At 34.0% G+C, this 14,985-nt stretch carries 14 protein-coding genes, 1 tRNA gene and 1 pseudogene; 13 read left to right on the top strand and 3 right to left on the bottom strand.

Annotated elements, in window-relative coordinates; all coding sequences use genetic code 11:
• The first annotated feature begins 32 nt into the window (after positions 1-32).
• From dnaK to OOL05_RS02450, 5 genes are all read left to right on the top strand, one after another.
• Positions 33-1,946 (top strand): molecular chaperone DnaK, encoded by a 1,914-nt coding sequence (gene dnaK / locus OOL05_RS02430; RefSeq protein ID WP_264375541.1) that lies wholly within the window; start codon positions 33-35, stop codon positions 1,944-1,946.
• A 72-nt stretch (positions 1,947-2,018) separates the two neighbouring features.
• Complete coding sequence (locus OOL05_RS02435; RefSeq protein ID WP_064085813.1) at positions 2,019-2,303, top strand: BolA family protein; 285 nt, start codon at positions 2,019-2,021, stop codon at positions 2,301-2,303.
• A 7-nt stretch (positions 2,304-2,310) separates the two neighbouring features.
• Positions 2,311-3,543: a cystathionine beta-lyase gene (gene metC, locus OOL05_RS02440; RefSeq protein ID WP_264730678.1), complete on the top strand. Its 1,233-nt coding sequence runs from the start codon at positions 2,311-2,313 to the stop codon at positions 3,541-3,543.
• On the top strand, positions 3,512-5,074 hold the full coding sequence (locus OOL05_RS02445; RefSeq protein ID WP_264730680.1) for a Mur ligase family protein: 1,563 nt from the start codon (positions 3,512-3,514) through the stop codon (positions 5,072-5,074). Before metC ends, OOL05_RS02445 begins: the two co-directional genes overlap by 32 nt.
• 113 nt (positions 5,075-5,187) lie before the next feature.
• Positions 5,188-5,313, top strand: a complete 126-nt coding sequence (locus tag OOL05_RS02450; protein ID WP_006013387.1) for a hypothetical protein — start codon at positions 5,188-5,190, stop codon at positions 5,311-5,313.
• 128 nt (positions 5,314-5,441) lie between these two features.
• On the opposite strand, the gene miaA is transcribed toward OOL05_RS02450, so the two are convergent.
• Complete coding sequence (gene miaA, locus OOL05_RS02455; protein WP_010407423.1) at positions 5,442-6,326, bottom strand: tRNA (adenosine(37)-N6)-dimethylallyltransferase MiaA; 885 nt, start codon at positions 6,324-6,326, stop codon at positions 5,442-5,444.
• 75 nt (positions 6,327-6,401) lie between these two features.
• On the opposite strand from miaA, the gene OOL05_RS02460 reads away from it, so the two are divergent.
• The 5 genes from OOL05_RS02460 to OOL05_RS02480 all read left to right on the top strand — a co-directional run bounded on the left by OOL05_RS02460 (position 6,402) and on the right by OOL05_RS02480 (position 10,011).
• Positions 6,402-6,872, top strand: a complete 471-nt coding sequence (locus tag OOL05_RS02460; RefSeq protein WP_264730682.1) for a hypothetical protein — start codon at positions 6,402-6,404, stop codon at positions 6,870-6,872.
• A 147-nt stretch (positions 6,873-7,019) separates the two neighbouring features.
• Positions 7,020-7,607, top strand: a complete 588-nt coding sequence (locus OOL05_RS02465) for an L-threonylcarbamoyladenylate synthase (protein WP_006013379.1) — start codon at positions 7,020-7,022, stop codon at positions 7,605-7,607.
• Between the two features lie 17 nt (positions 7,608-7,624).
• A complete protein-coding gene (locus OOL05_RS02470) occupies positions 7,625-8,476 on the top strand; it encodes a DNA polymerase III subunit delta' (protein ID WP_211908312.1) in 852 nt (283 codons plus the stop codon).
• Positions 8,477-8,512: 36 nt separating this feature from the next.
• On the top strand, positions 8,513-9,307 hold the full coding sequence (locus OOL05_RS02475; RefSeq protein ID WP_264375560.1) for a hypothetical protein: 795 nt from the start codon (positions 8,513-8,515) through the stop codon (positions 9,305-9,307).
• 44 nt (positions 9,308-9,351) lie between these two features.
• Entirely contained in the window at positions 9,352-10,011 is a 660-nt protein-coding gene (locus tag OOL05_RS02480) for a VirB8/TrbF family protein (protein ID WP_139686506.1), read from the top strand.
• 6 nt (positions 10,012-10,017) lie between these two features.
• Here OOL05_RS02480 and OOL05_RS02485 read toward each other — a convergent pair whose 3' ends face one another.
• Together OOL05_RS02485 and OOL05_RS02490 are read right to left on the bottom strand one after the other, a co-directional pair.
• The gene (locus OOL05_RS02485; RefSeq protein WP_264375561.1) at positions 10,018-11,514 is read right to left on the bottom strand and encodes a proton-conducting transporter transmembrane domain-containing protein; all 1,497 of its coding nucleotides are present in this window, start codon (positions 11,512-11,514) and stop codon (positions 10,018-10,020) included.
• A gap of 347 nt (positions 11,515-11,861) precedes the next feature.
• Positions 11,862-13,304: a replicative DNA helicase gene (locus tag OOL05_RS02490; protein ID WP_264730684.1), complete on the bottom strand. Its 1,443-nt coding sequence runs from the start codon at positions 13,302-13,304 to the stop codon at positions 11,862-11,864.
• 102 nt (positions 13,305-13,406) lie between these two features.
• On the opposite strand from OOL05_RS02490, the gene OOL05_RS02495 reads away from it, so the two are divergent.
• The 3 genes and pseudogenes from OOL05_RS02495 to OOL05_RS02505 all read left to right on the top strand — a co-directional run.
• A tRNA-Leu gene (locus tag OOL05_RS02495) sits at positions 13,407-13,489 on the top strand.
• A 22-nt stretch (positions 13,490-13,511) separates the two neighbouring features.
• Complete coding sequence (locus tag OOL05_RS02500; RefSeq protein ID WP_264374840.1) at positions 13,512-14,129, top strand: RDD family protein; 618 nt, start codon at positions 13,512-13,514, stop codon at positions 14,127-14,129.
• Positions 14,130-14,195: 66 nt separating this feature from the next.
• A pseudogene (locus OOL05_RS02505) lies at positions 14,196-14,814 on the top strand (IS6 family transposase); the annotation flags it as partial.
• Between the last annotated feature and the right edge of the window lie 171 nt (positions 14,815-14,985).

The following is a 14,985-nucleotide window of genomic DNA, read 5'->3' on the forward strand; positions in this document are numbered from 1 at the left end:
CATCAGATAATATTTAAAAGGGAGTATTCATTATGGGAAGAGCAATAGGTATAGATCTTGGAACAACAAATTCTTGTGTTGCAATAATGCAAGGCAAGGATACAAAAGTAATTGAGAATAAAGAAGGAGCAAGAACTACTCCATCTATAGTTGCATTTACTTCATCTGGAGAAAGGTTGATTGGCGCTCCAGCAAAAAGGCAAGCAACTACCAATGCAAGTAATACTTTTTTTGCAACTAAGAGATTGATAGGTCGCCAATATAGCGATCCTGAAATGAAGAATCTAGGTGTACCGTATAAGGTATTTGCAGCAAAAAATGGTGATGCATGGGTTAAAACAACTGATAGTAAAGAATACTCTCCTAGTCAAATTGGTGCATTTATACTACAAAACCTGAAAGAAGCAGCTGAGGCTTATCTTGGGGAAGAAGTAAAGGATGCTGTGATAACAGTGCCGGCGTACTTCAATGATTCTCAACGTCAAGCAACAAAAGATGCAGGAAAAATTGCTGGATTAAATGTCCTCAGAATAATTAACGAACCAACTGCTGCAGCACTTGCTTATGGTCTTGATAAAAAGCACGGACACACAATAGTAGTGTATGATCTTGGTGGTGGTACATTTGATGTTTCAGTTCTTGAAATAGGTGACGGAGTTTTTGAAGTAAAGGCTACAAATGGTGATACTCACCTTGGAGGAGAAGACTTCGATAATGCAGTAGTAAATTATTTACTGGGTGAATTCAAGAAAAGTAATGGCATTGATTTGAAAAACGATCCAATGGCTATGCAAAGAATCAAAGAAGCTGCAGAAAAAGCAAAGGTAGAATTGTCAAGTGCAATGGAAACAGAAGTAAATCTACCGTTTGTTACAGCTGATGCAAGTGGCCCAAAACACTTAAATATGAAGCTAACAAGAGCAAAGCTTGAAAGTTTAGTGAATGATTTAATTGAAAGGACTATAATTCCTTGCAAAAAAGCTCTTGAAGATGCTGGTTTGTCTGCTAGTCAAATTGGTGAAGTAGTTCTTGTTGGTGGCATGACTCGTATGCCAAAAGTCATAGAGAAAGTTAAAGAATTCTTTGGCAAAGATCCACATAGAGGAGTTAACCCTGATGAAGTTGTAGCAATTGGGGCTGCAATACAAGCAGGAATTATTCAAGGTGATGTAAGAGATGTGTTACTACTTGACGTAACTCCACTTTCTCTTGGTATTGAAACTCTAGGGGGAGTGTTCACTCCACTTATTGAACGTAATACTACTATTCCCACAAAAAAATCTCAGGTGTTTTCAACTGCAGAAGATAACCAAACAGCCGTTACAATTAAGGTACATCAAGGTGAAAGAAAATTGGCGATTGATAATAAACTGCTTGGTCAGTTTAGTTTAGAAGGAATACCACCTGCTCCTCGCGGGGTTCCTCAAATTGAGGTGACATTTGATATAGATGCAAATGGAATAGCGCATGTTTCTGCAAAGGATAAAGCTACTGGAAAAGAGCAAAAAATACGTATTCAGTCTTCAGGTGGTTTATCGGAGGATGAAATAAATCGGATGGTGAGAGAAGCTGAGGAAAAAGCACAAGAAGATGAAAAGCGTAAGAAATTTATTGAAGTGAAGAATCAAGCGGATAGTTTAGTTCATTCTACAGAAAAATCTCTGACAGAATATGGTGATAAAATTTCTCCAGAAGATAAATCTGCTATTGAAAATGCAGTTAATGAGTTAAAGGAAGTGAGTAAATCTGACAACATTGATGATGCTGATTCAATACAACAGAAAGTTACTAACCTCTCTCAGTTATCTATGAAACTTGGAGAAGCTATGTATAAGGAATCTCAACAACAACAAGGTGGAGAAAGCTCATCCACAACAAATAATGAGGAAGAAAAAGTAGTAGATTCTGATTATCAAGACATGGATAATAAAGAAGAGAATAAGTAATTCGATTGTCATCCCAGTGCCCAGATACTGTGGGATGACAAGAGGAGCGTATTGTTGCTTAAAGGAACTATTGTGGATATTATTAAGACAATAGAAGAAAAATTACGCGATTCAATAGGTGTAATTGATATTAATATTATCGATGAATCAGCAAAGCATGTAGATCATTATTTTGCTTCTTCTTCGACACTACCTTCACATATCAAATTAGTATTAATATCTAACGACTTTTCTGGAATGAGCTCTTTAAAGAGGCATAAATTGATCTATGAATTATTAAAGAGTGAAATAGAGCGATTACATGCGATTTCTCTTCACTTGTATACGCAAAGCGAATACAATCTAAAAAATAAATAATAAAAATGTGAACGAAGAGTCTTTATTAGTTAAAGCAGGAAGAAAATTTAATGATTATAAAGGGTCGATGAACCCACCAGTTTATCATTCTTCTACTATATTATTTCCTACTTACAAGGACTACTTAAATGCAGCAAATGGAGAAAGTATATACGATGTAATCAATGATGGTGTTGCAAGGGATTACAGTTACAGTAATGTTGGTACGCCTACTGTTCATTATTTTTCAAATGCACTGGCTGAAATTGAGGGTAGGGGACAAGCACTCATCTACCCTTCTGGATTATTTGCACTTACTTTTGCTATTTTGACTTTCACTAAAGCAGGTTCACATGTCCTGATACAAGATAATAGTTATTATAGGCTAAAGAGATTTGCCGAAAATGAACTACCAAAAAGAGGAGTAGAAGTAACTTTTTATAATCCGACACAGGATATAACTGATTTAGTTCAGAGTAATACTTCACTCATCATGATTGAGACTCCTGGTTCTATAACGTTTGAGATTTCAAATATAGAGCATATAGTAAAAGTTGCTAAAGCACTTGGAATCGTAACCGTTTGTGACAATTCATGGGCCACTCCTTTGTTGTTTAAGCCGCTTGATTATGGAATTGATGTTGCACTATACGCGGTGACAAAGTATCTAGCCGGTCACTCAGATCTAGTGATGGGAGCTATGGTTGCTGAAAGTAAAATTTTTAAATTGCTTTATGAGAGCTATAAAAATTATGGAGTCACCATTCAATCGCATGACTGTTACCTTGCACACAGGGGACTTAGAACACTGCAAACACGCATGAGGAAGCATCAAAGTACAGCAATGCAAGTAGCAAAGTGGCTGGAAAAACATCCAAAAATCAAAAAAGTCTTATACCCCGCACTTTTTTCCTATTCTCAGCATGATTTATGGAAAAGTTATTTCAAAGGGGCAAGTAGCGTATTTAGTATAGTACTCGATAGAGAATATTCATGTGAAGAACTAGGCTGCATGGTTGATCACATGAAAGTTTTCGGCATTGGTGCTTCTTGGGGAGGATGTGACAGTTTGATATTACCAGTAGACCATAGATCTATGTCAAGATCTGTAATGAATTCAGATTATGGTGGAAGTTTTGTGCGAATATTTTGCGGACTAGAAGATCCTGAAGATTTGATTTTTGACTTGAATACTGCATTAATAAGACTGCCATGTTCAAGTGTTAAAGATGATTGTGAGACTGAAAGAGCTACTGCATAACATTGTAAATGCTGACTTTGATATTGAAATCAAAGGCGTCACATGTAATCCTAAGAGAGTTAAAGAAGGTTACCTTTTTGTTTGTGTGTCAGAAAGGAGTAAAGAACACGTAACATGTCTTCCTAATGGATGTGTACACAACTGTGTAGACGTTGTAATACAAGGGGCCAAGAAAGATGTCATCCCAGTGCTCAGACACTGGGATCCAGAAAATTTAATTGTAAATAAGCATACTAGACAATTGTATAATGAAAACTGGATTCCAGTGTCCGCTACTCGAATGACAAGTACTCCAAGTTTTGCAGTGCTTTACCACTCGGACCCTCAAGGAATATACAGTGAAATAGTCAGCAGGTTTTATCAATTCAAACAACCTAAATATATTGCTGCTGTAACTGGTACGAATGGTAAAACTTCAGTAGTGGAGTTTTGTCGCCAGATTTGGCAAGATAATGCAGCGTCTATAGGAACACTGGGAACATGTGTCAATAATAATAGAAAAGATAATAGCCTTACAACGCCAAGTGCAGATGATCTTTATTCCACATTGCGTGACATAAATAATAAGAACGTAGAACACTTAGCATTAGAAGCTTCAAGCCATGGAATCGATCAATACAGAATCCATGGACTTAGGCTCAATGCTGCAGCTTTTACTAATTTCTCTCAAGATCATTTGGACTATCACAAAAGTATCGATGAGTATTTTGAGGCCAAGAAAAGGTTGTTTGATGAGGTATTGCCAAAAGAAAAAACAGCGATTTTAAATGCAGATATAGGCGAATATGGAGAGTTGCTCAACATAGCTGAAAAGCGTGGCAACAAAGTTATAACCTATGGAAAAAAAAACTCTGACATTACTTTATTAAAGCAGATACCCACTGCCAATGGTCAATACCTAACAATTCAAATCGGTGATGAAATTTATAACGCATTTTTTCCGATTTTTGGGCAATTTCAAGCATATAATTTGTTGTGTGCAATCGGTGTAGTTATTTCATCTGGTATGGACTATCAAAGAATGTGTATAGATAAACTCGCTTCTCCACCTGGAAGAATGGAAAAAGTGAACACTTTTGCATTTGTCGATTACGCTCATACTCCAAGTGCACTCAAACAAGCTCTGTTGTCTTTAAAATGGCACTTCAATAAAAAGATAGTTCTAGTGTTCGGTTGTGGCGGGAATCGTGATCAAACAAAACGTGCAGAGATGGGTAAAATAGCACAAATGCTTGCAGGTAAAGTTATAGTCACAGATGACAATCCGCGTGATGAAGATCCTGGGAAAATTCGTCACGATATTTTGTTACATTGCCCTGATGCACTGGAGATAGGAGATAGAAAAAAAGCTATAGAGAAAGGTATAAATATAGCACATGATGAAAATATGATTCTGCTAGTTGCAGGAAAAGGACATGAAAGATTCCAAATAATAGAAGACCAATCCCTTGAATTTAGTGATGTTGAAGTTATTAGAGAGGGCCAAAAATTTGCTACTGCTGTTTTGCTCTCTCCTTCATCCAACGCCTGAATGGCTTTTTTCCTTAAGTCATAACTGTACGCTGCTGGCATTTTTACCTTCTTGTTATACTAAATCACTATCTTATCTTGTTCCTACTATTATGAGAAGAGCTATACAAGGATATGAAAGTGGAGATTGTGGTTACAAGATTAGTGAGAGAATATAGAAAAATTGAGGATGAAATATTGCGTGATATAGTTCATTTAGTGATAAAGGCTCTTACAGGTATAGTAGCGCTTCATAAGTAAGAATATTTTTACAAAGAATTTAATAATCACAATTTAGGCAATGATGAAAGTTCTTTAAGAAAAAAGTTTAATACTATCAAGAAAAGTTTGCATAGGCATAGCAATATAATACATAATAATCAAAATATCTAAAATTCTGTCAATTTATTTGCACAGTCAATCACTTGAGAATTCGGAAATTGATTTTTAAACCAAGTGTACTGGCGTTTTGCATAATGCCTTGTGTTTGTTTGAGCAATCTGTATTGCTTCGTCTAAAGTAATCTCCCCTTTTAAGTATCTTATAATTTCTGGTACTCCATGTGCTTTCATAGCTGGCAAATGTGGAGATGGGTTCATGCTAAGTAGGTTTTTTACTTCATCAATTGCTCCATTTTCAACCATTTCAATAAAACGAGAATTTATTTTTCGGTATATATCCTCACGTTTAGGTAGAATTGTATATACCTTAAAATTATTGAACAAAGGAGGCTGTCTATTTTCTTGCCATACAAAGATTGTCTTGCCAGTTTCAGTGATAACTTCAAGTGCTCTTGAGAGGCGATGTGAGTCATTAATAAATATTTTACCTTGAATCCTTGGATCTTTGCTTAGCACTAATTTGTAGAATTCCTCTTTACTTAAATTTTTCCTAAGTTCATTTACGTTTTCTCTCACTTCCTGGCTTATTTGTGGAATCGATGATAATCCCTTGATTAAGCTGCTAATGTAAAGCCCACTTCCTCCAGTGATGATGGGTATTCGTGAATTTTTCAGCGCGTTGTTAACTTCCCTCTTTAAATCCTCTAGCCATAAACCTACGGAATAATTTTCTCTTGCTGAAACATAACCGTATAGCCTATAAAATTCTTTCTGCTTTGGTGGTTGAGCAGTAATTACGGGAATCTCTTTGTATACCTGCTTTGAGTCACAGTTTATTATGCTAATGTTTTTATACTTTTTTATCAAGTTATCGCATAATTCTGATTTACCTGAGGCTGTAATTCCTGTAATAATTACTATATTATCCTTCATTTATATTAATTTAACTAACCTATGATAGGGTGTAGTAAAAATTTGGATTCTACAATCTAAAATTTGGAGACTTTTATGGCAGAAAATGATAACGATAACTCGTTTACTAAGCGTTTTACAAATAGGACCTCTAATGAGACAAGAGGAGGTTTTTCCAGTAAGTATTCATCTCAAAATACCAAAGAACATGCACTAGGAGCAAAAGGAAAAATTTCTGAATTGGCAAACAAAAAAGCTGAAGCCAAGGAAGCTTTTTCTGAAAGTGGCGGCATAAAGAGTAAAAGCAGAACTATCAACGAAAGATCCTTTGCTGATGCAACAAGAAGAAGTAGATCAGATCTCATATATCTAGTTCGTGGTAAAGATCGAGGAAGATCAGCTTGGCACTATGTATTAGTTGATAAAGATAAAAGAGAAATGTTTCTGGCAAAAAGTAGAACTGGCTCTATAGATGTTGCAGATTATGGAGAGATTTTACATTCAGGATGGGGAGATGATCCGCCACAGGATATAGTCGATAAAATCAATGCGGAGTTCGGATTGTAGTAAATCTGTTGTAAAAACGAGCAGTTGCTAATAAAATTTACTGTAAGTATACAACAGATGCGTGCTAGCCATTTCGGTATCTTAATTGCTACCATATAGCGAGATAACTGTAAACCCAGAGCTATTGTAGACATAAGTTTTAGCTATATGGTATTTGAAGTAATAAATGCAATAAAAAATAATTTGTTAGCATGCTTTCCAACAGAGACAGTATATGCTCTTTCTTGTAATGCGCTAGGTAACGAATCTATAGAAAAAATATATCGAATAAAAAAGCGTTCTCAAAACAAGCCGCTCTCTGTATTTGTTAGTAATATTGATAGTTTGATAAATATAGCAAAGGTAAAGGAAGAGTATATCGATTTAATAAACTATTTTTCTCCTGGACCAATGACCTATATTTTACCACTTCAAGATAACAGTATATTACCAAATGAGTTCTTTAAAGATAGTATAGGCATAAGAATTCCTGATCATCCTATTGCGATTTCAATATTAAATGAACTGAAAACTCCAGTAGTTGCAACTAGTATTAACATTTCAGGAGAAAAAAGTATATGCAAAGCAAGAGATATACCTCAGTCTATTAAGCAACACTTATCTGCAGTAATTGAAGATGATGAATTAGTTTCTGGTATAGAATCTACTATTATTGACTTAACTGGAGACAAGATTAAGGTTTTAAGAAAAGGTAAAATTTCATTACAAACAATAAATAACGAATTTTCAAACTAAGATCTATAGGAGAAAGAATGAAAAAGGTGATAGGCCACAACCAAGCAAAAAAAAAGATAATGAACAACTTGTCTGTTCAATCTTGGCTGATCTGTGGTAAAAAAGGTATAGGAAAAGCAACATTCGCAAAATCCTTTTCTAATTGGTTTCTTATCAAAAATTACGATGAAGTAGCATTAGACTTACACATTGTTGAAGGTGATACAATAGGAGTGGAAAAGGTGAGAGAAATGAAAAACTTTTTGCACTTAAGCCCCATTCAATCAGAATATAAAATAGCTATAATAGATAGCTTAGAGTCAATGACTAATAATGCTAAAAATGCAATATTAAAAATATTAGAGGAGCCGCCACAAAATTCTAAAATATTTGTAATTAGCCATAAGCCATATGATGTACAAACCACCATCCGGTGTAGGTGTTTTCAGCTGAATTTACTTCCATTAACTTACGATGAAACAAAGCAGGTTGTTTCATCTCAGTGTAAATTCGACGATAAAATATTTAGTGAGATCATTACTTTGTTTCCTGGAACTCCGGGAGTAATAATAAATGCAATAAACAGTGGTGCTTATGAGTCACATAAGCATTTTTATACATTTTTCCGTAATCTAAATAATTCTGATATAGTTAATAAAATAATTAATAGTGAGATTGAGCTAGAACTAGCATCACATATAATTCAAACCTCCATTTTAGAAAGTATAAAGAAAGAAGTAAATAATGTTGAAATTCTACTAAGTCAATGGAAAGAAATAGATGAACTTTTCGTTGCTGCAAAGCAATTTCGCTTAGATAAAAAGCATGTTTTAGCTAATGTAGTTAACATCATGACACAAAAATGTAATACTTTTAACATAAATTTATGATAAAATTCTGCTAATTTAATACTGAAAGTATATAACTTGAATGATAATAAATTAACTGTATGGCAATCAATAGAAGTTTTAACAAACACTATACTGAACATGCAGAAAGAATTGAGTTTAATCAAGAATACATCTTTAGATCAAGACGTCACTTTAGAAAAAGGGAAGGAGCTATCAAGTGGCATCTATGAGGCAAATTTTAAGCTAAACAAGGCAATCAATATAGCTACTTTGCCAAAAATTGGCTATCGCATGCTCAGTGGCGAGTTAGTCATACTTAATCATATTACGAAAGAAGAAGTAAAGATTCCTAGAGATTTTCATTATCTTAAAGTTATTAAACTCAATCATGATGACTATAAACTAACGTTTTGTAATTTTTTAGGTAATGAGTTTTTTGAATATAAAAAGTATGATCCACAATATTCTAATCTTTCAGATGAATATAAATTCGTGGATTTTGGTAGTGTAAAAAAGACTAATAATCTAAAATTTAAGGAGTATGTTGGTCATGCACCTAAATTTTTTGCTGTAGAAGGTCTTATTGAGCCTGGATCTGAAAATCATGTAATTGATCTTTTTGAGCTAGCCAGAGATGGTAAAGGCAAAAAAGTGGGAACCCTTGCTGATGAGTTTGGTTATTTCGATGATCAAAACACATTACACTATTATAATTATCACAAAAGTGCAGAAAGTAATACTTATGATCCTGAAAGCTTTAGTGTAAAAATGATAAATTTAGATGTGAGCAAAATTGATAAATTTCACCTTATTGCAGAACAAGGTGATATAATAATTCATCCTATTTTGGAAAATTTAGACATATTTTAAAGTTTTTTAGAGTATCCAGTATATTATATAATTGGGTTTGTATTATGGAAGATAAATTACTTGAATCAGTAAAAAACAAAAGTTACTTCAGGAAAGCAGTTGAATGGTATTGCCACAGATACCTGTTCTGCGTTGTAGAAAGATCTTGGATGGCGTTAATAGCGTTACTTCTCTTAGTATGTTTATTTTTATCACTACTAAACATATACCTATTACTTCCTGTTAAAAAAGATTTAAATTTTGTGAAGTATATGAACCACACAGAAGATGAGTTCTCTGCAATACATAAACTTAGTTTTAGTAAAAAAGAAGATGAGTACATTTCCATAGCAAGGTATTTAATAAGTAAATATATTGAAACATATGAGTCCTCTCGGACTGTTGAGCCAAAGTATCAAGAAAATTTTATAAAAAACAATTCTGTATACAAAATCTACCAAAACTTTCAGGAAAAAGTGAACAATGAAGCTGTTTCATCCACAAGAAAAATTACCAACATAAACGTAACAACATTATCTATTGACCGGTTGACCAAGAACTTAGTTACATTTGCTGGAAACGCTACTGTAGTTTTTACAGCTGAGCAAAATAAGAAGATGAAAGATTATGCTGTGGAGGTCAGCTTCACTTTGTCAAATATAAAAGCAACTCTAGCTGGAATAGTGCCATTTAAATTTATTGTTAATAGCTATAAATATAGATGATTATATTTATAACATTATTTGGTAGCTAAAAAAAATAACTAAAGTGCATATAGCAGTAATAACTGGGGGTAAAACTAGAAGCATTGGTGTCTTTTTAATAAAATAATTTCTAGAAGGTTTTGAGAAAAAGGCGTTGTAAATTATTGGTAAAAAGTATAGAGCATTGAGTATAGTACTAACAATTAACACTAGAGTTACAAACACAGAAAGTGTTACATTACTAGAGTTGAAAACAGCTTGAAAGATGAGAAATTTGCTCCAAAAAGTCGGAGCAGGAGGTACTCCTATCATGGACAATGCACCTATAGTGAATGCTATCATGCTAATTGGCATACTACGTCCTATACCGTGAATTCTATCTATATATTTTTCACCCGTTTTCGTTATTATGATACCTGCAAAAAAAAATAAAGTAATTTTTGCAAATGCATGGCAAACTAATTGAAAGATTGCAATCTTCATGCTGAATTCACTAAAAATTGAAGCGAACAATATAATATACGACAATTGGGAGATGGTAGAGTAAGCAAGCAATTTCTTTAATTCCTTTTGCTTTAATGCAATCAACGATGCAGTAATGATAGTAAATCCAGCAGCGTACGGAAGCCACCCTCCAGCAAACCAATTTTGCTGCACAAAACGTTGCATATTATCGACGCCAAAAGTGTATAATATAACTTTGATGATGATGAAAACTCCGGATTTCACAACAGCAACAGCATGTAATAGTGCACTCACAGGAGTTGGTGCAACCATTGCTTTTGGTAACCAAAAATGCATTGGCATTAATGCAGCTTTTCCTATTCCATAAATCAGCATAGCAAAACACACTGCAATAAAAGTGATGAGTGAAGTATCAAACTTGAATATTCCACCACTTACAAAATCTAAAGTATGGAATTCATTATATAATAGGCCTATTGCAGGAAAAAATAATACTAAAGAAGAGAGAAATAGTAAACCAAAGTAATAGCGTCCTGCAATTACTGATTCATTTGTTGAGTTGTAAGTAATCAGAGGGTATGTACTAATAGTTAGAAGCTCATAAAAGACAAATGTAGTGAGCAAATCTCCAGAAAAAGCAATAAACATTGCACAACTGATTGATGTTGAAAAAAAGCATAGAAAACTTGAGTGATTGCTATCAGCATAGTTATTTCTCATATAACATATTGCATATATACTGGTTAGTACCCACAAAAATGATATTAATAAACTGAATATTGCTCCACTAGACTCTAGCTTTAAACTAATATGCAAATTATTACCAAAATCCATGAGAATAAATTGAGAATGATCACCATACACCAAATATAAAGTGCATAGAGATGTATACGCAAACAGAAGCATAGAAGAAGCAACAGTAACGCTACTGTTCACTCTGGGCCATTTACTAGTAAAAGAAATAGCTAATGCACTTAAAAGTGGGATCAACGCAGTAATTAACAAATAATTCTCAGTAATAAAAAGTGGCAAGGAAAGAGATATTAAAACAAAATCCATTAAGTAATTCATCTTTCTGTTTAGGTAAAGCTAAAATTATATTCAAGTTATAGAGAATTTGCTATTTTTTAGTTCTATATCGGAAGTGTTAAATAAACCATACGCATCAAGTTAAGAAAAAGTGGCGTAAGGAAGAAAGGAAATAAGAAAAAACTATTTTATATATTAAGTAATAAAGTTAGTAATTTATAGATTTTTCTAAAAAAATATCTTATCCTAGATAAGAATTTCCTAAAAAAATAAATGTAACAAATAAAATGCCAATCTTAAATATTGCTATATTTCACGATAGCTACTTAATTTGGCACGTATGGTTTGTTAAACACTTCCAGAATTACTCAAAACCGCTACAGACTATATCTTTCTGTATAATCTTTAAATGCACCTCTATTGGAGTCAAAATGTAGTTTCACACTACCAATTGGCCCGTTTCTTTGTTTTGCAATGATCAGTTCTGCAATATTTCTAATTTTCTCCATTTTCTCTTGCCACTCTCGATGTTTATTACTTCCTTCATTTGGTTGCTTTCTTAATTCATAATATTCTTCTCTATAAAGGAAAATTACTATATCCGCATCCTGCTCTATGCTTCCTGAATCACGTAAATCAGAAAGTTGTGGTTTTTTATCATCCCTTTGCTCAACAGAACGAGAGAGCTGTGATAGTGCAACAATGGGAATATTTAGTTCTTTTGCAATTGCTTTTAAACCCTGCGTCACTTCTGAGATTTCTTGCACTCTATTTTCACTACTCCTTTTTGTTGTTCCTCGAATTAACTGCAGATAATCGATAAAGACCAACTCTACATTATATAGTTGATAGAGAAGACGTATTCTGGTACGAAGAGCACTAATTGATAACGCAGGAGTGTCATCTATGATGAAAGGTAATTCGGATAGATCTGTACTAGCATTAATGAATTCGTGTAATTCAAAATCACTAATTCTCCCAGTCAGTGCCTTATAATAACCAATGCCTGAATCTATAGTAATCAATCTTGCGGTCAATTGCTCTGCTGACATTTCAAGTGAAAAGAATGCTACATAATGTTGTTTATCTGTTCTTTTTTGCAAAATCTTACAAGCATTAAGTGCGATGTTCAGCGCCAATGCTGTCTTTCCCATTGAGGGCCTTGCAGCTATAATTAACAGATCAGATTTCTGCAAACCACCAAGAAGCTGGTTTAGGTCTTGAAGTCCGGTTGTAATACCTAGAGCCTCTGGGTTATTCTTCAGCTTGCTGATCTTCTCAACCACATCTTTAATTGAACTTGCAAGCTTTATATATGTCTTATCACCTTGCTTTTTTACTGCTAAGTTGAACAACTTTGTCATTGCCTGCTCAATTTGTACCTGTGCAGGATTTTCAATGTCGTAGTTGTAACTATCGTCAACTATCTCCTGTCCGAGCTTGATTAAGCATCTCCTTAAATAAGTATCACGGATTATTCTGGTCAAGCTATAGATGTCAAGCGCAATGCTTGCCTTTGCTGCAAGTTTTGCTAGGTACTCAACTCCACCACATTCGGCAAATGCTTTATCATTCTCGAAAAACATCTTGAGGCTCAGTTCATTAGCAACTATACCGTGTTTTCTGGTTTTAGATATCTGGGTAAAAATGCTTTGATGTAGTGGATCATAGAAATTATCTGCTGCAATTATATCTTCGACTGCATCACAAATTCTATTATCACGAACCATTGCACCAATGAGCATTTGCTCTGCTTCTAAATTGTGTGGCAATTTACATATTTCTTCTCTTGAATCAATAAGATTGGCTAATTCATTCATTTTAATTTTTCAGAGTAATGATTGATTATTGTAGAATATTCAGTCCTTACTTGAAAGAGAAAAAATTTGACTAATCCTGTGTTGCTTATAGCATTAAAGTAGGCCCCTGTGGTGGAATGGTAGACACGGCAGACTCAAAATCTGTTGCTTGCAAAAGCATGCTGGTTCAAGTCCGGCCAGGGGCACTCAAATATTGGAAAATGCTTTATGTTACACAAGTTTTTTAATCGTTTATTTTCCATTCTTTCTTCGATAAATGCTATTCAAAGGGTAAAGAAAGATGAAAATGGAATATGTTACGTAACAGGACTTAGACGCTATTTGTCAGTGCTGCTTGATTTAATTATCATCGTTTTGTTCTTGCAGCTTTGCGGCCAAGCCTTAAGCCAACTCTTCATGAACTCAGAGAGCAGTAAAATATTAGGCCAAATTGCTGCGAAATATCAGATGCAAACACCATTATCTGCAGAGGAAACAGCAATGCAGAGTAAACTAATCAAGTTACTAGTTCTAAATCAGATAGTTCAATTTATTATGCTTTTTAGTTATGTAGCATATATGTGGATAAGATTTGGCGCTACACCTGGAAAGTTATTACTTGGACTCAGAGTTGTAAATGCACAAACTTTTGAAAAATTGACTCTAAAACAAGCAATAAAGAGGTTTTTTTCCTTTATATTGTCAACTTCACCACTATTCTTAGGTTTCATATGGGCAAGCTTCGACAAACGTTGCCAAACTTGGCACGATAAGATTGCAGGCACAGTAGTTGTAACAAGTAAAAGTCTTAGATGTATGGTCTCAGAACATAATAGAGTGGATTAAGGGTTCTGTCGCATTTGTAGGGAAGTAGAAAGAAGAATGATATAATTGTCTAAAAAAAAAGCAAAGATGTTTCGTATCAATCAAAAATTGTTGCCATATTTCAAAGGATTTAGCTTTTCAGCGGATGTTATCTGTATACATGAAATGTCGATTCTCTTTGAGCTATCGAGATTTGGAAGAAATGATGAGTATAAGGGGAGCAAAATGCTACGTTACAAAGGTGGGTTATCACCACTGATAGATGAGGCAGTAAGGAAAAGAAAGAAGCAGGTTGGTAGTAGTTGGAGAGACTTACATTAAATTAAACGGTAAATGGGTTTATTTATATACTGTAGACTTGTGTGTTAGTAGAGACAAGTCTGCAGCACTTGCATTCTTTCGTAAAGCCTTCAGGAGTAACTATCTTCCTGAGAAAATTGTAATTGATAAAAGCGGCAGTAATACTGCTGCTCTTGATGATTTGAATGCAGAAATTTCTGAAGATTACAGTTCTTCAAATAAAATATCTAAATAATATTGTTGATAGATTTATCAAAAAACTAATAAAGCCAATGCTTGGGTTTAAAAGCTTCCATTCCACAAAGATTACCATCACAGGCATAGAAAATATTCGTATGATTCAAAAAAGACAAATTATTAAAATAATGTTTCTACTTTTGAGAATTTTGCTATGTTAATAACTCCTATAATCCCACCTTTAATGATCTTCTTTCCTGTGGTTTATAGATGCGACAGAACCGACATATCAGTTGATAAACAGACTAATCAGTTATTGTTTATACCTATTTCAGCATGAAAATTATTGTGAGGCTTGATTTTATATATATCACTACACATAATAGACTTTAGTATAAAT

The sequence above is a fragment of the Wolbachia endosymbiont (group B) of Episyrphus balteatus genome (assembly GCF_947250575.1).
Taxonomy (GTDB): Bacteria; Pseudomonadota; Alphaproteobacteria; order Rickettsiales; family Anaplasmataceae; genus Wolbachia.